Source organism: Pedobacter sp. P26 (assembly GCF_050632135.1).
In the GTDB taxonomy this organism is placed as follows: Bacteria; Bacteroidota; Bacteroidia; order Sphingobacteriales; family Sphingobacteriaceae; genus Pedobacter.
In genome coordinates this window covers 1,162,040-1,182,349 of record NZ_CP192574.1, presented here as the reverse complement: position 1 = coordinate 1,182,349, position 20,310 = coordinate 1,162,040, and the positions used below count along the sequence as shown (strand labels likewise).

Annotated in this window: 15 protein-coding genes; 10 read left to right on the top strand and 5 right to left on the bottom strand. The window is 38.8% G+C overall.

What is annotated here, in order from left to right:
- Positions 1–48 precede the first annotated feature (48 nt).
- The 4 genes from ACQ86H_RS05600 (at position 49) to ACQ86H_RS05585 (ending at position 1,979) form a co-directional block, all read left to right on the top strand.
- On the top strand, positions 49–474 hold the full coding sequence (locus ACQ86H_RS05600) for a YihY/virulence factor BrkB family protein (RefSeq protein ID WP_431294102.1): 426 nt from the start codon (positions 49–51) through the stop codon (positions 472–474).
- A gap of 2 nt (positions 475–476) precedes the next feature.
- On the top strand, positions 477–1,070 hold the full coding sequence (locus tag ACQ86H_RS05595) for a YihY/virulence factor BrkB family protein (protein WP_431294101.1): 594 nt from the start codon (positions 477–479) through the stop codon (positions 1,068–1,070).
- A gap of 233 nt (positions 1,071–1,303) precedes the next feature.
- Entirely contained in the window at positions 1,304–1,531 is a 228-nt protein-coding gene (locus ACQ86H_RS05590) for a UPF0175 family protein (RefSeq protein ID WP_246862639.1), read from the top strand.
- Positions 1,500–1,979, top strand: a complete 480-nt coding sequence (locus ACQ86H_RS05585; protein ID WP_210419387.1) for a DUF3368 domain-containing protein — start codon at positions 1,500–1,502, stop codon at positions 1,977–1,979. Before ACQ86H_RS05590 ends, ACQ86H_RS05585 begins: the two co-directional genes overlap by 32 nt.
- A gap of 394 nt (positions 1,980–2,373) precedes the next feature.
- On the opposite strand, the gene ACQ86H_RS05580 is transcribed toward ACQ86H_RS05585, so the two are convergent.
- Positions 2,374–4,245 carry a DNA topoisomerase IV subunit B gene (locus ACQ86H_RS05580; RefSeq protein WP_138818306.1) on the bottom strand — a complete coding sequence of 624 codons (1,872 nt, stop codon included), beginning with the start codon at positions 4,243–4,245 and terminating at the stop codon, positions 2,374–2,376.
- A gap of 440 nt (positions 4,246–4,685) precedes the next feature.
- On the opposite strand from ACQ86H_RS05580, the gene ACQ86H_RS05575 reads away from it, so the two are divergent.
- The 4 genes from ACQ86H_RS05575 (at position 4,686) to ACQ86H_RS05560 (ending at position 8,221) form a co-directional block, all read left to right on the top strand.
- Positions 4,686–5,843 carry an APC family permease gene (locus tag ACQ86H_RS05575; RefSeq protein WP_431294100.1) on the top strand — a complete coding sequence of 386 codons (1,158 nt, stop codon included), beginning with the start codon at positions 4,686–4,688 and terminating at the stop codon, positions 5,841–5,843.
- 37 nt (positions 5,844–5,880) lie between these two features.
- A complete protein-coding gene (locus ACQ86H_RS05570; RefSeq protein ID WP_431294099.1) occupies positions 5,881–6,024 on the top strand; it encodes a hypothetical protein in 144 nt (47 codons plus the stop codon).
- Positions 6,025–6,216: 192 nt separating this feature from the next.
- The gene (locus ACQ86H_RS05565; protein WP_431294098.1) at positions 6,217–7,392 is read left to right on the top strand and encodes an MFS transporter; all 1,176 of its coding nucleotides are present in this window, start codon (positions 6,217–6,219) and stop codon (positions 7,390–7,392) included.
- Positions 7,393–7,597: 205 nt separating this feature from the next.
- A complete protein-coding gene (locus ACQ86H_RS05560; protein ID WP_138818309.1) occupies positions 7,598–8,221 on the top strand; it encodes a hypothetical protein in 624 nt (207 codons plus the stop codon).
- 85 nt (positions 8,222–8,306) lie between these two features.
- Here ACQ86H_RS05560 and ACQ86H_RS05555 read toward each other — a convergent pair whose 3' ends face one another.
- Together ACQ86H_RS05555 and ACQ86H_RS05550 are read right to left on the bottom strand one after the other, a co-directional pair.
- Positions 8,307–9,980, bottom strand: coding sequence for a RagB/SusD family nutrient uptake outer membrane protein (locus ACQ86H_RS05555; RefSeq protein ID WP_431294097.1), 1,674 nt, complete (start codon positions 9,978–9,980; stop codon positions 8,307–8,309).
- Between the two features lie 53 nt (positions 9,981–10,033).
- Positions 10,034–13,303, bottom strand: a complete 3,270-nt coding sequence (locus ACQ86H_RS05550) for a SusC/RagA family TonB-linked outer membrane protein (protein ID WP_431294096.1) — start codon at positions 13,301–13,303, stop codon at positions 10,034–10,036.
- Positions 13,304–13,872: 569 nt separating this feature from the next.
- Between ACQ86H_RS05550 and ACQ86H_RS05545 the strand changes: the two genes are divergently transcribed.
- Positions 13,873–15,093: a DEAD/DEAH box helicase gene (locus ACQ86H_RS05545; RefSeq protein WP_431294095.1), complete on the top strand. Its 1,221-nt coding sequence runs from the start codon at positions 13,873–13,875 to the stop codon at positions 15,091–15,093.
- A gap of 539 nt (positions 15,094–15,632) precedes the next feature.
- On the opposite strand, the gene leuS is transcribed toward ACQ86H_RS05545, so the two are convergent.
- Positions 15,633–18,419, bottom strand: coding sequence for a leucine--tRNA ligase (gene leuS / locus ACQ86H_RS05540; protein ID WP_431294094.1), 2,787 nt, complete (start codon positions 18,417–18,419; stop codon positions 15,633–15,635).
- Positions 18,420–18,783: 364 nt separating this feature from the next.
- Positions 18,784–19,293, bottom strand: a complete 510-nt coding sequence (locus ACQ86H_RS05535) for a hypothetical protein (protein WP_431294093.1) — start codon at positions 19,291–19,293, stop codon at positions 18,784–18,786.
- A 98-nt stretch (positions 19,294–19,391) separates the two neighbouring features.
- On the opposite strand from ACQ86H_RS05535, the gene ACQ86H_RS05530 reads away from it, so the two are divergent.
- Positions 19,392–20,270: a cell division protein FtsX gene (locus ACQ86H_RS05530; protein WP_138818315.1), complete on the top strand. Its 879-nt coding sequence runs from the start codon at positions 19,392–19,394 to the stop codon at positions 20,268–20,270.
- The last annotated feature ends 40 nt before the right edge of the window (positions 20,271–20,310 follow it).

The window sequence follows — 20,310 nt, the reverse complement described above, 5'->3', positions numbered from 1 at the left end:
AAAATTTAATTTTTAACATAGGAATAGGATATCCGTTTTAATTTTTCGATGAAAGTAATCACCAGGATCAAAAACTTCTTTATTGCGCTTTATCACCTATTTATTGCTGCAGGAAAAGGTTTTGTTGAAGATAGGGTCACTAAATTAAGTGCTTCACTTGCCTATTACACCATTTTTTCACTTACGCCGCTAATCATTATCCTCCTGTCGGCTGCAACTTTATTTTTAGGCGATAAAAAAAATGAAGAAACAAGAGGGAAATTTTTCGGACAGGTTACCGAACTGGTTGGTAAAGATGCTGCCGGCCAAATACAGGGTTTTGTAGAACATGCCAATAAAACAGGTCAGTCTACTTTTAGTTTAATAGTAGGTATTGTGGTGCTGATTATAGGTTCGACGGCCATTTTCATAGAAATTCAGGACAGTATCAATATGATCTGGAAAGTAAAGGCTGTACCCAAAAGGGTTGGATAAAAATGCTGACCAACAGATTATTATCATTTTCGTTGATTGTTTCGATGGGCTTTTTATTACTGGTATCGCTGGTTGTAAATAGTGTAGTGGTGGGTTTGGGTTCTAAATTGGCCAGTCTGCTTTCAAGGAGCAATATAAACGAAGTTATTCCGGTTGCAAATGATACCATGGCGCTGATTATTTATATCCTGAACAACGTCATCACACTGGCAGCAGTTACCGCTGTATTTGCTGTTATTTTTAAAGTATTACCAGATGTGATCATCCGCTGGAAATCGGCAATAATTGGCGCATTATTTACTGCTGTTCTTTTCAGTTTAGGTAAATACCTGATCGGGATTTATATCGAAAAAGGTAATCCAGGTTCTGCTTTTGGCGCCGCCAGTTCTATCATTGTTATTTTATTGTGGATTTATTATACATCTATTATCTTGTATTTTGGGGCAGAATTTACCCAGGCTTATGCCGAAAAATATGATAACGGCATCTCTCCTAGTAAATATGCAGTGTTCACCAAAATTACCATCGTAGAGAAAAAGGTAGATGTACTGCCACCGCAACATCCGGAGGATACGGTGAATGCCCCTAAGGAATAATTACCATTTGAGATTATAGCCGTCATCTTGAACTTGTTTCAGAATCTTTTCAAAAAACGATCATCATTACCAAATGCTTTTTTTAGAATATAAATAACTGAATAACAGATTGATATAAACCATCATTTCGACCACGGCAGATAAATCCTTACTTTTAAAATTGGAGTAGTAAACCTATCAGCGTACATTTTGTTTTAAATTTTAATAATCTGTATCTTTATATAATGACTACAATGACCATACAAGTTCCTGATGCCCTTGAGAAAGAGCATGATGAGACAACGCGCCTTATTGCAGCCAAACTATATGAAGCAGGTAAGCTTACCTTAAGACAAGCCGCTGAAATGTGCCAGATGAAAAAATGGGATTTTGCTGAAATCCTGATCAAGTATAATGTCCATTATCTCGACGAAGGTGCGACTGAAGATCTTGAAACATTCAGAAATGCTCTTAAAGGATAAAATTGTCATTACCGATGCTAGCTGTTTCATTACGCTGGACAAAATAGATGGTATAAATTTACTCCACTCCCTGTACAAGCAGGTAATAACAACTCCCGAAATAGCTGCTGAATTCGGCAAAAGACTACCTGATTGGGTTGACGTAAGAGCGGTATTGAATCGTGGCTTGTTATATGACTATGCTGAAACTGTAGATATTGGCGAAGCGAGTGCAATGGCTCTTGCAACAGAAATCCGTGCAGATTTACTTATTATAGATGATGCGAAAGCCAGGAGATTTGCTAAAAAGCTTGAGCTTAATATTACAGGTACAATTGGCGTGATACTTAGCGCAAAACTTAATGGCATTATTCCCGCTGTTAAACCCTATGTCACAAAAATACAGCAAACTAATTTCAGGATTTCTGATTGGTTGACTTTACAAATTCTTAAAGACGCTGGAGAATAGTGCTATTGCAATTTCATGTGAATGATCTCGAAGTATCGTCAATTCGACCGCAGTGGAGAACCCGAAGGCTCTGCGAAGCAAAATCTTTTAAATTAGATTTCAATAACTCGGTACAAAGATCTCTCCATTTCGCTGTGCTACAGTCGAGATGACGACCATTCTATTGGAGTCCGTCATTGGTAGAGGTTAGAATTTTCAAATACATCGGAGGTTGATGACAGATATACAAGGGGCGTCATTTCGACCGCAGTGGAGAACCCGAAGGCTCTGCGAAGCAAAATCTTTCAAATTAGATTTCAATAACTTGGTACAAAGATCTCTCCATTTCGCTGCGCTACAGTCGAGATGACGACCATTCCATTGGAGTCCGTCAATGGTAACAGAGTCGAAGGATTTATGCTACCTCTTCACTAATCACTTTAGGTTCTTCAGTCACCTCGTCTTTCTCTACCCTCAGGTTACGGATAATGTGCTGTTGCCTGTCTGGCGTATTTTTACCCATGTAATATTCGAGCAGGCTCTTAATGGTTTGATCTTTTAAAATCACAGGGTCTAACCTGATATCTTTTCCAATAAATAATCCAAATTCATCGGGCGAAATTTCGCCTAAACCTTTAAATCGCGTTATTTCTGGTTTATTGCCTAGTTTTTCGATCGCATTTTTACGCTCTTCGTCACTATAACAATAAATGGTTTCCTTTTTATTCCGAACCCTGAAAAGCGGCGTCTGTAAAATATAAACATGACCAGCTTTTACCAGATCAGGGAAAAACTGAAGGAAGAAAGTCATCATTAACAAACGGATATGCATACCGTCTACATCAGCATCTGTTGCAATCACAATATTATTATAATGCAATCCTTCTAAACCATCCTCGATATTTAAAGCGTGCTGTAAAAGGTTAAATTCTTCATTTTCGTAAACTACTTTTTTGGTAAGCTCATAACAGTTAAGCGGCTTACCCTTTAAACTAAATACGGCCTGACAATCTACATCGCGCGATTTTGTGATCGAACCCGATGCCGAATCTCCTTCGGTAATAAACAAGGTAGTTTCATATCGTTTCTCGTGCGTAGTATTAAAATGCACTTTACAGTCGCGCAGTTTTTTATTGTGTAAGGACGCCTTTTTTGCCCTGTCATTCGCCAGTTTCTTGATGCCTGCAATATCTTTACGCTCACGCTCAGATTGCATAATTCTTTTCAGCAAGGCATCGGCAACATCTGGGTTCTTATGCAGATAATCGTCAAGCTCTTTTTTAACAAAATCGTTAATAAAAGTAGCTACCGATGGTCCTTCCGGTCCCATATTCTGCGAACCCAGTTTTGTTTTGGTCTGTGATTCGAAAACAGGCTCCTGCACACGTACAGAAATTGCCGCTATAATGGACGAACGTACGTCGGCCGCATCAAACTCTTTTTTGAAAAACTCTCTAACCGTTTTCACTACTGCAGCTCTAAAGGCCGCCTGGTGTGTACCACCCTGCGTAGTGTGTTGTCCGTTTACAAATGAGTGGTAGTCTTCGCCATATTGCTGACCGTGGGTCATGGCAATTTCAATATCCGGTCCAATCATGTGAATAATCGGGTAACGGATTTCTTCTGGCTTATTAAATTTAGAGAGCAGGTCGTACAGGCCTCGCTCTGAAAAATATTTCTGGTTGTTAAAATTTACGGTTAAACCCGTGTTCAAGAAAACATAGTTCCACACCATGCTCTCTACAAAATCAGGAATGTAATGGTAGTTCCTGAAAATGGTTTCGTCAGGATAAAAAGTAATTGCGGTACCATTGCGCTGAGTGGTATCGATAACAGGTTGCTCGTTTACAATTTCGCCTTTAGAAAATTCTACCTTTTTCGTTTTTCCATCACGGTAAGATTGTACGGTAAAACTGGTAGATAGTGCATTAACGGCTTTGGTACCTACCCCGTTTAAACCAACAGATTTTTGAAAGGCGTTGCTATCGTATTTACCACCCGTATTGATTTTGCTTACACAATCGATTACTTTGCCCAATGGAATACCGCGACCATAATCGCGCACATTCACCTTTTGTTCAGATAGTGTAATTTCGATGGTCTTCCCCGTTCCCATTACAAACTCATCAATAGAGTTATCTACAATCTCCTTTAACAAAACGTAAATACCATCATCCTGTGCAGAACCATCGCCAAGTTTACCAATGTACATTCCCGGACGAAGCCTGATGTGCTCTTTCCAATCTAGTGAACGAATACTGTCGTCGTTATAAATTACTTCTGCCATACTGTATTTATCTGTTCTTCAGTGAAAAACTTTGCATTTATAGGCCTGCAAAGCGATGAAGAATTTGTAGAAATAACCCTGATGATTGAAATAAAAATATTTTTAAATACGCTCTTCAGAATTATTATACAATAATAGATTTATTCTGTGAGGCTCGCAAAATAAAATTTCCACAAAAAGATGGAAGAGGTATTAGGTAAGATGGACGATGGCCAGATAGCAGGGCGATTGCAGATACTTCATGGTTTTATGGTTAATAGTTCAGTTCATGGCTAATAGTCAATAGCCTAGCGGCTGATGGTTCATGGTTTTTATAGGCAATTATTGATAACCCCTTAAGCTATCAATCATGAACCAAAAGACCATAAGTCAATCCCCCTCTTCCCTCTTACATCTTCCATAATTTCCCTATCTTCATCCCATATTCAAAATTCTATTTAATGCAACAAAAGAAACAGCTTTCGCTCTTCGATTTATCTATGATTGTGGTGAGTTTGGTTATTGGGATGGGCGTTTTCCGCACACCTGTAAACGTAGCAGCTAAGGCCCAGATTCCCGAACTGTTTTACCTGGCCTGGTTTATCGGTGGTTTTGTAGCCTTTTGCGGTGCATTAACTTATGCAGAAATTGGCTCTCGTTTTCCGGTAACGGGCGGGTATTATAAAATATTTTCTTCCGCTTATCACCCATCCATTGCATTTGCCATTAATTGTATCGTGATTATTTCGAGCGCAGCTTCTGTAGCAGCAATCTCAATTATTGGGGCAGAATACCTGAGTAAAATTATTTTACCGGTTGACAAGCAAACAGAAACTTATCGGGTAGCCATTGCCATTATTACGATCTTAACATTCTATTTCATTAACCTTTTCGGTTTGAAAGCAAGTTCTAAAACGCAAAATGTATTAACGGTAGTTAAAATCGGAATGATTTTAATGCTGATTTGCGCAGTATTTTTTGGCGGACAAACGCAAACAGTTACACCAATTTTTAAAACAGCAGCTGGCGCTTTGCCAACCTGGTCTGATTATGGAAAAGCTTTAGGCCTATGCTTAATTGCCGTTTCTTTTTCTTATGCAGGTTATGCACAAACCATCAACTTTGGTGGCGAAGTGAAAGAAGCCAAAAAAGTGATCCCACGTGCTATCATTATTGGCTTAACCATTATTGTAATGCTCTACCTGGCCATCAACTATGTGTATGTAAAGGTAATCGGTTTCGAAGCATTAAAATCGGCAGAAAGTATAGCCGCGATATTGGCCTCAAAAATCTTTGGCCCGGCAGGATTTAACGCACTTTCGGTAATTATATTTTTCTCTGTAATGGGTTATGTAAATGTAAATCTGTTAAGCAACCCCAGGGCGATGTTTGCCATGGGCGAAGAAGGTGCACTGCCAAAAATATTCAGCAGGATGAACAGAAAAACCGAGGTAATTACGATTAGCTTAACGGTTTTCACCTTGATTGCAGTGGTGATTATTTTCTATGCCAAAACCTTCGATAAGATTTTAAACTATACCATTTTCTTAGAGAGCATCAGTATGGGCCAGTTCGGCTGCCACAATTTTCATCCTTCGAAAAAGAACAGCAAATCTTGATAAAAAAACTATCTATACTGTTCCTTTATATCCTATATTGCCTATTATATTTATTGCGGCTTATACTTTCGTGGCCTTTAGCATTTATGCCGATGATCCGAATGCGGCGCTGAACGGATTATATATTTTTGCAGGCTTTCTGGCGATTTATTTTGTAAGCAGGTGGTTTAATAAAAAATAGTTTTAATTTGAAAAGCAATTGCAGTGCTGGTCGGTTTCGATAGTCCCGCCATACGCTACAATCTTTTTGTTGTTGTCATCCTGAGCCTGTCGAAGGAGCTACAAAAAGTATTTCCGCTGCTGTCGGGTTTATGATTTAAGGCAAACCGTAGTAAAATAAATCTGCTAAACATAAAATAATTTTAAATAATTAATGAACAAAACACTCTCCTTAAAACAAGAAATTGCTTACGCTGCCGGTATGATTGGTTGGAGCACGATGACAAACATCATCATCGTAATGCTTCCCTATTTCTATCTGCCCCCAAGTAATGCTGGCTTACCACCTTTGGTGCCACAGCTTGTTTTGTTGGGTGCGTTTAATATCCTTTCTATTATTGCTGCATCAGGCAGGCTGGTAGATGCCATTTACGATCCTTTCATAGCCTCAAAGAGCGATGCGAGTACCAATAAAAACGGTCGCAGGATGCCTTTTATGAAATGGGCCATTATTCCGGCCATGCTTTTCTGCGGACTGGTTTTCTACCCCATCCAAAAAACGGAGAGCCTGCACAATGCCTGGTGGCTAACCGTCACACTTTGTTTATTTTTTGTATCGGTTACTACCTATATTATTCCTTATAACGCGCTGTTGGCAGAAGTAACCAACACACCAAGACAAAAAGTTAAGCTTTCCAGTTATCAGCAGGTTGGTTTTGTAATCGGAATCATTTTATCGGCTTGCACCAACAACTTTGCCGATCTGGTTGAGACTCATTTTCATGTAGCCAACCGCAGCGAAGCCATCCAGATCGCAATTTGGGGTTTGTGTATCTTATCCGGACTGGTGATGTTATTGCCTATTTTCTTCATCAACGAAAAGGAATTCTCGGTTGCGAAACCTACTCATGTGCCTTTATGGCCAGCAATTAAGAGCACCTTTAAAAACAGCAATTTTAAATATTACCTGATATCTGATTTTGCTTTTTACACGGCATTGAGCATTATTTCGAGCGGTTTATTATTTTTCTGTACCGTTTTATTGGGCCTGCCGGAATCGGAAGGCGGGAAATTTATGGGCGCCATGGTTTTGGCTTCTTTGTTATTTTATCCGCTGGTTAATTTTGGTTCGGCTAAAATAGGCAAAAAACCTTTTGTATTGCTTGCCTTTGGCGTGTTGTGCTTAATCTTTGTCACCATTTTCTTTTTAGGCAAATTACCCTTTGGCCCGCATACACAGATTTATATTTTGGTATTATCGGCATCGTTTCCATTAGCTGCTCTAGGCATTTTACCTACGGCTATTCTGGCTGATATCGCCCAAAGAGATACTTTAGAAACAGGTGAAAACCACGAAGGAATGTTTTTGCTGTCAAATACCTTTTTGTAAAACTCGGACAAACCCTGGGTATTGCCATTTTCGCCATGCTTACCATTTACGGCAAAGATCCGGGCAATGATTATGGATTAAGGTTAAATGGCGTGGTAGGTTTCGGGCTGTGTTTAATCGCGCTTTTGGTTTTCAGCAGATTTAAGGAGGAGAAATAGTTTGGCGTTAAGCGTTTTGAGTTGGGAGTCGATGCAATCTAATAAATATGAATGAATCAATTATACAAAAAGACTTAAGGTTAAGGTATAAATCATTTTTAATTACCGAAAAAGGACTTCAGGTAAAACATAAGAGCCTGCTCCGTTCGGGAGAGTACCTATTAGCATACGAAAATGTTGGCACAAGAATTTATAAAGATAACAAGGGCATTTATGGACTGCTATTTTCATCAACATTACTGGGCTTGGTTTCCGTATTATTATACTTGTTAAGACATACTGGAGAAGGCGTTGATAGCTCAGTATACTTGTTCTATTTTGGAATATCGCTGATACTCTTTATTTTGTTTTTACTCACTTATAAACGGACCTTTTATTTAGTGAAATATGGCAATGTAGAAGCTATCGAATTTTTACAGAACAAACCATCCAAAGCAGAAGTTAACGCTTTTATTGAGGTGCTAAAAGTAACAAGGAATACATTTTTACTTAATAAATATGGGCAAATAAATTTCAGTTGTACCCTTGAAGAAAACTACCAGAACCTGGTGTGGTTAGCCAACAATGAAGTGATCAACAACATAGAATTTAATCTTATGGCAGATAAGCTAAATCAAGAAATGCAACAACAGCAGCCACGAAAAATGACTTTTGATTTTAGCCTGAATTAAAGATTAATTAAGTAAAAATACATGAATGGGCATACCAGTATTTAATACCATTACTCCACCCATGTATTTTATTTATATCAGTATCCTAATATCCCGGACTCTGTTTGAGTGTGCCTTTACTTCTATCAATCTGATCCTGAGGTAAAGGAAAATAATCGTCCCTGGCTTCGATGGTGATGCCTTTTAAGTAATTAAAGTATCCGCCTTCAAAAGCAAAATAGCTCTCAAGGGTTTGTTTGGCTATGCCCCAACGCACAAGATCGAAAAACCGGTGGCCTTCCATTGCCAATTCCAATCTGCGTTCAAAACGTACCGCATTTCTGGCATAAGTATCATTTGGGAACGATACATACTCACTAACTTTGTAAGCCGCAGCCGGCACACCGTTTATATCTCTGGGCGTTATTTTGGCTGCCCTGGCCCTCACTGCGTTTACCAACGTTAAGGCCCTGGCTAAATCGCCTTTTTCTACCGCACATTCTGCCGCCATCAGATAAACATCGCCTAAACGGATCAGATTCACATTTAATCCGGTTACATTGGTGGTACCTGGTGCAGTTCCGCTCGAAATCTGAGCAACATCAATGGTATTCTTAACAGCCAGAAAAGGACCGCCATTACTGGCATCACGAATCCAGGTATCGCCAGGCATTATACCCCAATCCCGATATGGAACACCGCGTCTTCCTATTGTCGATTCAATTCTTGGATCTAAAGGTAAGGTCTTGTCTACAGCATAATTTATTTTATCTGCTTCGGTTAACCCATAATCAGATTTATATGGATTAGTACGGTAGCTGCCATCCAATAGCGGTAACCCTACAGCACTTACTTTAAATGAATTGGCTAAATCTATAGTTGGCTGAAAAAAACCGCAGCAGTTAATAGGTGCATTTCCATAAGGAAAGTTAAGTATATCGCCTACATTGCCATTATCTCCGCCAGTACCATCTGTTCCAACAGAATGCTGAACAGACATAATGGTTTCTGGTCCGTCTTCTTTAGTGATATCAAAGTTATCGGAATAGGGCATATCAATCAGAGATGGTTTTGCCAAAATTACAGCATTCAACAAATCGTAGGCTTCAGGATATTTTTTTTGATATAAAAATACCTTTCCAAGATAAGCCTGAGCAGCATATTTATCTACCCTGCCCTTTTGATTTTTTGGTTTAGTTGTGCTTAAATTGGCAACAGCAAACTGAAGATCATCTACAATATTTGGATAAATATCTTTATCATTCGGAACAAATGTACCGCTTGTGGCTTCTGTAATGTATGGCACAACTTTAAATATCCGTACCAAAAAGAAATAATAGTGCGCCCGAAGTAATCTGGTTTCCCCCTGAATTTCCTTTGCGCGGGCATCGCTAAATTTTGCGGTACCTTGTCCGGCCTGGAGGTTGGCCAGAATTTTAAGGGTATTGTTACAACGTTGGATCCCTTCAAAACACCTGTCCCAAATATTCGATAAATTATCATTTGTACTGGTTGGCGCATGTTGCTCAATGGCATTCATTGGTGGCTGATCGCCAATCTCACTCCCTTTGTGTGCATTATCAGAAGCCACCTCGCCAAACAACCATTGGCTTGGCGCTGCGCCATAATTGCCATAAGTTCCGTTTACATTGCCATTGAGTAACCCATAGGCCCCTACCAGCAAACCTTCTACCCCATCTTGCGTAGTAAGCTGGGCTTCTGTTAATTCGCCTTGAGGCTGAAGCGTTAAAAACTCCTTTTGCAGGAAAACGTACTGCAAATCAATAAGGAAAGAAGAATATATTTTATATGTTTCATTTTGATATCTTTTAATTAAAATCCAACATTAATACCGATTAAAAACTGACGTGGCGAAGGATAAACGCCTTTATCAACCCCAAGTGCCGAAAAAGTATCGGCAGGAGGGCCCGAACTTCCTACAGAAGAAGCAGCATCTCTGGTTTGACTCACCTCCGGATCCAGACCTGTGTAATTGGTAATGGTGAAAAGGTTAGTAGCACTTACATAAACTCTGATTCTGGTAATACCCGATTTTGGTCCGAATGCTTTAGCTGTTGGAATTGAATAACCGATCTGTATATTCTTCAACCTTAAAAAACTACCATCCTGAACATAATAACTTGAAGAAGCCAGTTCAACATCTGATGCACCCACGTAAGCAGATGGGGTAAGGCTTGAAGAATTACTCGAACTCCAGGCGTTTAACAATCTTGTACTTTTAGCACCGGCAAAAGATGGAAAATCAGTAAAATAACGGGTCGCCTCAAACAAATCATTGCCTTGAACACCGTATAAGAAAGCGGAAATATCGAAGTTTTTGTAAGATGCATTTAAATTTACACCATAGGTAAAATCTGGATTCGGATTGCCGATAATGGTACGGTCTTTAGGATCGATTATACCATCGCCATTGATATCCTGGTAACGCAAACCGCCAACCCTTGCGCCTGCGTACGAAGGATTATTTTGAATGTCTGCTGTACTTTGATAGATTCCGGCTGTTTTGTATCCAAAGAAAGATCCGAAAGGCTCACCTTCCTGCAAAACACTGGTCTGTAAGCTTCTGTAATTGCCATAAATCTGATTAAAAATACCAGGCGCTAACCTCACAATTTTATTGTCGTTTTTGGAGAGATTTAAACCAATGTCAAATTTAAAAGGGTTATCTGCGCTTCTTCCGTAGTGATAAGCAACATTAAATTCGACCCCTTTATTGCTCATATCACCGATATTAACATAAGGCGAACTACCTAAACCAACTACGCTCGATGGTAATGGCAAATTATAAAGCATATCGGAAGTTTTTTTGTTGTACCAGTCTAATGATCCGTCAATGGCACCGCCAATTAGCGTAAAATCAAGACCAACATTTAAGGCTTTTAACGATTCCCATTTTACATCCGGATTTTGATAAGCATTTTGCCACACACCGGTAGTAAGGCCATTGCCTCCGCCAACAGCATAGGCTGAGTTAACAATAGAACTCTGGTATCTGTTGATGTATTGATATGGAGGTATTCGCTGGTTACCGGTTTGGCCATATCCAACCCTCAATTTTAAATCGCTGATCCATTTAACATCTTTCATAAATTCTTCTTCCGATAACCTCCATGCTGCACTCGCTGCCGGATAATAACCGTACTTGTTTGCAGGGCCGAAGTTAGAAGAACCGTCACGGCGAATCGTAACACTAGCCAGATAACGGTCATGATAAGAATAATCTGCTTTGGCAAATAGCGAGAAAAGGGAGCCAATTGATCCGTAACTCGAATTGCTGATATTAGATGAACCTGTATTGAGGTAGTAATAATCCTGACTGCCTAAAATGAAGTAGCCATTTCTTCCGGCATTTAGCTGTCTTGATCGTGATCTGATGGCTTCAGTACCCACCAATACATTTACCCTATGCTTTTCATTAAATACTTTACTGTAATTTAAAGTGTTGGTCCAGGTCCATTCGGTATTATACCCCTGATATTCGTTCAGGTTATTCGAATTGTTACCTTCAGAAAATTCCAGGTTTGGATAACGCATAGATAAACCATTAAAGTTTTCATAACGCAAACCGAAATTGGTTTTTAATACCAATCCAGGAATAATATCGCCCTCCGCGTAAACGTTTCCGAAAAAGAAATTACTTTTATTTTTATTGTCTTTTGCGCGATACAGAAAAGCAACAGGATTTTCAGCATTTCCCAGCTGGCTTCCGCGGCTACCGGCAAAATTTCCGGCAATGTCGTAAACCGGAATAATGGTAGGGATCCGGTATGCCCAGCCCAGTGCACTTCCCTGATCCTGATAATCACCAGAAACATTCGGGTTTACACCCAAACCAAAGCCTTCTGAATAGCTGTATTGTGCATTCTCACCAAAGCGAACCCTTTTATTAAATGCTGAAATATTGGTGTTCGATCTAAAATTGAACCGCTTAAATCCGGTGTATTTTATGGTTCCTTTCTGATCCAGATAACCACCAGAGAAAGTATAAGTTGCATTTTCTCCACCTCCTGTAGCGCTAAGCTGATAATTTTGAACAGGCGCGACTTCAGTAATTTCATCAAACCAGTTGGTACCCGCTTTATTTGCTTTTGTAATCTGATAAAAAAGATCAGGATCACGGCTATAGTTGTATTTAGAAGGGTCTGCATCAGCAGCAGTAACATCCTGACCAAGGCTTAAACCGGCCACCAAATATTCCGGCAATACAGGAGTTGAACCAGAACCATAATTTTTTCCTGCTGCAACTGGTAGCCCCGCATTGGCATAACCGTCAAATATATACTGTGCATATTGCTGGGGATTCATCATTTCAGGAAAACTGTTTTTTCTGGGAACCTGTGTACCATAATAAGAGTCGAGCGTGATTTTGGGTGCACCAACTATCCCTTTTTTAGTGGTGATGATTACCACACCATTATTTGCCCTTGAGCCATAAATAGATGCCGAAGACGCATCTTTCAATACTTGCAGGCTTTCGATATCATTTTGGTTAAGCCATGATAATTTACCTTCAAAAGGAACGCCATCAATAACATAAAGTGGTTCGTTGTTATTAATGGTACTGATTCCCCTGATTCTGATCTGTGGTGTTGAGCCTGGCGCACCGTCGTTTATAATCTGCACACCCGTTGCTTTACCTTGCAGGGCCTCTACCGCACTTGCAGCCGGTTGCGCTTTTAATAGTTCCATGTTAACCACAGCAACGGCACCGGTTAAATCCTTTTTCCGCTGAGAAGAATAACCGGTTACAATCACATCTGTTAAATTGTTATTCTCAGCCTGTAAAATAATAGTGATATTGGTCTGTTTACCCACTGCCACTTCTTTATTCCCGTAGCCAACAAAAGAAATCACCAAAATATCAGTAGGCTTTACATTCAAAGAGAACGTTCCGTTGGCATCAGTAGTGGTACCTCCGGCGGCATTCTTAATTTTAATTGTGGCTCCAATAACAGGTAATTTGTCATCACTGGCAACAACTTTACCAGTAATTTTTGATTGGGCCATTGCACCAAGGGCAAATAGCATCCCCAAACACAAGAGAAGAAAACTCCTCTTGATACAAAATAGATTTTGTTTCATAGGTTTATAATGATTAGGTTAATAATGCGTACTCATACTTCTGATATCTGATAAACAGACAACATCAGTTTATTGTCTCTGTTAAGATGGTGTATTAATTAACTTGCTTTAAAGGATTTACAACCGCTAAAAGACGGAGGATGCAGGAAGAATTGATTTCTTCTATTAGGGAGTAGTTTTTTTCTCATAAGTAGGTTGGTTAGGTAAGATTGTTAGTTGCTTTATTTATGATTTACATAGTGGTATTTTACAAATAAATATAAACTAGTGTAAAACATACACTTATTTAAAATAAATATACATATAAAAAATAATTATACTACAAATTATATATATACAAAATACTAACTAAAAAGATTATGATGTAATATAATAGGCTTACACGCGTAATCAACATAATGATTGAGATTTACATTTATCAAAAAACACATTCTTTATACATTTTTTGTATCTTTGCACCTGAAGCAGGAATAAGGGCTTGCCATTCTGAATGGCATATTCTCTCCGCAAGTTAGTCCTTCAACAAATGATTGTTCTAGCTTCTTCGATAAATATTACACAGAAAATACATGTTATTCAAAGAATTAAACCTCATTGAGCCCATTTTAAAGGCCCTTGAGACCGAAGGTTATACACAACCAACACCAATACAGGAGCAATCCATTCCAACAATATTAAAAGGCAAAGATTTATTAGGTTGCGCACAAACAGGTACCGGAAAAACTGCTGCCTTTGCTATTCCGATGTTGCAGTTATTGCACGAAAAACACATCAACACCAAAGCAACTAAAAACATAAAGGCTTTAGTTTTAACGCCTACACGCGAGCTTGCCATTCAGATTGAAGAAAGCTTTAAAGCTTATGGCCGCCACTTAAACTTACGTCATCTGGTAATTTTTGGGGGTGTAAACCAACACTCGCAGGTCGAAGCCCTAAGAAAAGGCGTTGATATTTTAGTGGCAACACCTGGCCGTTTATTAGACTTAATGAACCAGGGATTCATTAGCTTAAATACCATTGAACTTTTCGTACTGGATGAGGCTGATCGGATGCTCGATATGGGCTTTATTCACGATGTGAAAAAAGTAGTAGCTAAATTACCAGCTAAACGTCAGACTTTATTTTTCTCGGCAACCATGCCAGATGAAATCCAGAAGTTGGCGAATACGATTTTATCTAGTCCGACAAAAGTAGAGGTCACCCCTATTTCTTCTACTGCCGAAACAATTGTTCAGTCGGTGTATTTTGTAGACAAACCTGATAAAAAGAAATTATTGATCCATCTTCTTGAAGATAAAAAGATCGAAACTGCTTTGGTTTTTACCCGTACCAAACATGGTGCAGACCGTATTGTTAAGGATTTGGCTCATGCTGGTATTAAAGCTGCTGCTATCCACGGTAATAAATCGCAAAATGCCCGTCAAAGGGCATTAACTGATTTTAAAGATAGAAAAATCCGTGTTTTGGTAGCGACTGATATTGCTGCACGTGGTATTGATATTGATCAGTTATCACATGTTTTCAATTTTGAGTTACCAAACATTCCTGAATCTTACGTTCACAGAATTGGCCGTACCGGTCGTGCTGGTGCAAACGGTATTGCGATTTCTTTCTGTGATGCAGAGGAAAACGAATACTTATTGGATATCCAGAAACTGATCAAAATTACGTTGCCAGTAGTTGACGACCACCCTTACCCGTTAAGCTGGGAAAGTATGTTAGCCAAAAATCAGGTTAAACGCAAACCACAAGCCCAATCTAAAGGCGGCGGCGGTGCTAAAAAGTGGTGATGGCAATATGAGTGGTAAGCCACGTAATGCCAGCAACAACAGGAGATTTGGTGGAAACAGAAAAAGAGGAGATAGATAGGCTTTTGAGGTGGAAGGCTGAAGGTTTAATTTATATTTAGCAACAAAATCCTGAACGATACATAGCTGAATAGGTATATTATTTACAAATTAATATCAGTGCAATCGTCATTTCGAGCACAGCCGAGAACCACGAAGTGCTCAGCGAAGCTAAATCTGCTAAGGAGATCTCTCCATTTCACTGCGTTTCAGTCGAGATGACGACCTTTCTATTGGGACCTGTCCCAAAGAAATAAAAAACCCGGATTACGAAACGTAGTCCGGGTTTTGTTTTTTATCGCTTTAGTCTAATCTGATAATCAATGAATTAAAACGCCGCGTCATTCCCAACTTGATTAGGAATCGCAATCCGATAGCTTTAAGATTCCCGCCTGCGCGGGAATGACGGAACTTTTTATATTTCTAGCTTAGGCAAGCGCAAGGAAAACCCTCCACCCTATTACCTTCCGCCTTCTACCTCTCTAAACCACCACGTTAATAATCTTTCCTTTAACGAAAATGATCTTTTTGGTTGGTTTCCCATCTAAGAATTTCAGGAATTGCTCATCAGCCAATAAAATACTTTCTACTTCTGGTTGGGCTAAAGTTAAGCTCAAATTCAGGTTCATTTTCATTTTACCGTTGATGGAAACCGGGTAAGCAAACTCATCTTCTACCAGATACTCAGGCTTAAATGTTGGGAAAGCAGTATAGGATAAAGTTCCAGCCTCGTTACCTAACAATACCCAAAGTTCTTCACAGATATGTGGCGCATAAGGCGAAAGAATAATCACCATATCTTCCAAAATCTGACGGTTTTTACATTTAAGATCCGTTAATTCATTTACCGCAATCATGAAACTCGATACAGAAGTATTGAAAGAAAAACGTTCGATATCATCCTGTACTTTTTTAATGATTTTATGCAGCGATTTCAGCTCCGCTTTGGTAGGTACATTATCATTTACATGGAAAGTCCAGTCTTCGTTGTGGAACAAACGCCAGAATTTACGCAAGAACTTAAATACCCCTTCAATGCCATTGGTATTCCAGGGTTTACTTTGCTCTAACGGACCTAAGAACATTTCGTACATGCGCAAAGTATCGGCTCCGTAACGTTCAATCAAATCATCAGGATTAACCACATTGAATTTTGATTTCGACATTTTTTCTACCTCAACACCACAAATGTATTTTCCACCCTCAAGAATAAATTCTGCATTGGCATATTCCTCTCTCCAGGCTTTAAATTTCGTCAGATCTAACGTATCGTTTTCAACAATGTTTACATCAACATGTAAAGCTGAAGTTTTATATTCTTTTCTTAAACCGGCAGAAACATAAGTATTGGTAGGTTTTCCGTTCTCGTCGTTAATACGATAAACAAAATTACTCCTACCCTGAATCATCCCCTGGTTAATCAGTTTTTTAAAAGGCTCTTCTTCCTTGGTATAACCTAAATCTTTCAAAAATTTATTCCAGAAACGGCTGTACAATAAGTGACCAGTTGCATGTTCAGAACCACCGATATACAAATCGACAGCCTTCCAATACTCAACTGCTTCTTTCGAAGCAAATTCTGCGTCATTATTGGCATCCATATACCGGTACCAGTACCAGCTGCTTCCTGCCCAACCCGGCATGGTGCTTAATTCGTAATGTCCGCCATCTTTAGGTACCCAGTCTTCAGCCCTGGCCAATGGTGGCTCACCTGTTTCAGTCGGTAAATATTTATCAATTTCCGGAAGCAACAAAGGCAATTCTTCTTCATTTACCAAATATGGTAACCCATCTTTAAAGTAAACCGGAATCGGTTCACCCCAATAACGCTGTCGACCGAAAATCGCATCGCGTTGACGGAAATTCACTTTGGCTTTTCCAACTTTTTCAACTTCTAACCAGTTATTCAAGAATGCTACAGCTTCTTTATAAGTCAACCCGTTAATAAAACCAGAGTTGATATATTTCCCTTCTTTGGTCGGATCTGCCTGCACATCAATATCTTTTTGCCCGTCCAAAATCTGGATAATCGGTAAATTAAAGTGTTTAGCAAATAACCAATCGCGTTGATCGCCACTTGGCACACCCATTACCGCACCTGTTCCATAACCAGCCAATACGTAATCAGCAATCCATAATTGAACGCGCTCACCACTTACCGGATTTATGACATAAGTACCTGTGAAAGCACCGGATACGGTTTTGGTATCAGCCATACGGTCTAATTCCGATTTCTTTTTCGTTAAAGCGATATAATTTGCAATGTCCTCTTTCTGTTCGGGAGTCGTCAATTCTGCAACCCATTCGTGTTCCGGAGCCAAAACCAGGTACGAAACGCCAAAAATGGTATCTACGCGCGTGGTAAACACTTCAATCTGTTTATCTTTTCCTTCTACCTGAAATTTAACAGATGCTCCCACACTTTTGCCTATCCAGTTGCGCTGCATTTCTTTAATTGGCTCTGGCCAGTCAATCGTATCTAAACCTTGCAAAAGCCGGTCTGAATAAGCAGTAATCCGCATACTCCACTGCATCATTTTCTTTTGCTCAACCGGGAAACCGCCACGCTCTGAAAAACCGTCTTTTACTTCATCATTTGCTAAAACGGTACCTAAAGCTGCACACCAGTTTACAGTACTCTCGCGAAGATAAGTTAAACGGTATTTTAACAATTCGATCTGTTTCTCTTCATCAGTAAAAGTTGCCCAGTCGCTTGGCAGAAATTCTTTTGTATCTTCGTCACAAACCGATTTTACATCAGCAGTACCCGATGCGTTGAATTTTTCAATCAAGGTGGTAATATCTTCTGCCCTGTCGTTCTCAATATTATACCACGAGTTGAACAACTGCATAAAAATCCACTGCGTCCATTTGTAATAAGACGGCTCGCTGGTACGTACTTCCCTGCTCCAATCAAAAGAAAAACCGATCTGATCCAACTGTCGGCGGTAAGTTGCAATGTTTGCTTCAGTAGTAATGGCCGGATGTTGTCCGGTCTGTATCGCATATTGCTCCGCTGGTAATCCGAAAGAATCGTATCCCATCGGGTGCAATACGTTAAAACCTTTAAGGCGTTTGTATCTCGAAAAAATATCTGATGCAATGTAACCCAGTGGGTGACCAACGTGTAAGCCTGCTCCTGATGGATAAGGAAACATATCTAACACATAGTATTTTGGTTTTTCAGAATTGCTTTCGGCCTTAAATGTTTGATGATCTGCCCAGAATTTCTGCCACTTCTGTTCTATTTCTTTGAATTGGTAATCCATTGCAAGTTTTAATTTTTTAAAGGGGCGAAAATACGGAAATTAAGGGGCTTAAAAAAGGAGATTCATGATATTATTTTGCCAGCAGAAATGCAGAATAAGAAGAAGTTAAGAGTAAAACCCCGGCACCTTTTGTGTAGTCAGATGTTACGATCTGACTATCGGTTACTTAAAATAATGAAATATCTAGAATATGTGTTTTTAGTGTCAGTTGGTAACAACTGACACCACGAAAATAAAATGAAGCTTATGCGATTCAGTGTCAATTGGTAACAACCGACACCATGGCTATAATATACCTTCGCAAAAAAAATATGCCATTGATCTAAAAACCAATGGCAAAGCAAATAATCGGGGGATTAAGATTTTATCTTGATAAATAATATACTTTAGTAATGTTTGTTTTATCAATTTTAGCAGTAAACTCTAATTTGTTTGCAGTAAGACTGTTTATTTTACAATAATTAAGACCATCATTAATACTCATACTAAACTGATCAGAATAAATGATCACATACTCACCAATTGCCCTGTTTCCAGATAAACTTATCTCCACCTGGTCATCATTATTTGATTTATAATCAATATAATCAGTGGTTTTGCCATAATTAACGTCTCCATTAAGTTTTTGGTCAGTATAACCTGTGGTCACAATCCTATTTAAAGTCCAACGGCCCATCATTTGAGCTTTTAAAGAAGTAGTATCTTTTTTGCATGAAATAATGGTTGAGGTAAGAAGCATTAATAAACTTAGAATTGTAATTTGTCTTTTCATAGTTAAATTTAGTTTTAAGATATCCATAATTAACGCCGTTTTAGCAAATTTCGTACCGGCATTCGAAAAAGAATCAGATTTGCCATGGAATTTAATCTTCAAACTAAAAGCTAATCGCATACGTTAGTATTCATTTAACAATCATTAATTGGTGTTTATCAGGTATAATTTATATTTTCGCAGAAACAAAAATGAAATACATGGAAGAATTCGAAGTGAGTGATGCATCTAAGAAAACCAAAACCGTTTATATCTCTACTATAATCAGTATTGCATTGGTTTTATTGATGCTGGGGCTACTTGGTTTAGTACTTGTACATGCCAAAAACCTGTCTAACTACGTTAAAGAAAACATCGTTTTGAACATTATTGTTGATGAAGGTGCAAAAGAAGCGGATGTTTTGGCTTTCCAAAAAGAGTTAAATGCGAACCCGGCGGTAAAGCAAACTCAATATGTAAATAAAGAACTTGCAGCCAGAAATTTAACACAGGATTTAGGTGAAGACTTCGTTAACTTCCTAGGCTACAACCCACTAACATCTACCTTTGATGTGTATTTAAAAGCAGAATATGCAAACAATAAAAGTATAGATGCCTTAAAAACAAGTATTTCTAAGAATCCTGTAGTTAAAGAAGTGGTTTACCAAAGTTCTTTAATTGATATGGTAAACAAAAATATCAATACTATTGGTTTAATTATTTTAGCATTCGCAGCGTTGCTATTAATCATTTCTATCGCACTGATTAACAACACGATAAGACTAGCAATCTATTCACAGCGCTTTTTAATTAAAAGTATGCAGCTGGTTGGTGCAACGAAAAATTTTATTCGACGTCCTTTCTTATTGTATGCTGCTTTGCACGGCCTGATTGCGGCATTTATTGCCATCATTATTTTATTGGCAACTTTAATTTATGCCCGCAAAGAGGTACCTGAGATTATTATTTTAAATAACTACCAGGAATTTGGCTTCGTATTTACAGGCCTTTTAATTGTGGGTATTTTTATAACAGGCATTAGTACATGGTTTGCAGTAAGCAGATATTTACGTTTAAAATCTTATCATCTTTATAGATAATGGCAGAAAAAAACAAGTCCGGTTGTAAAGGACGTTAAAA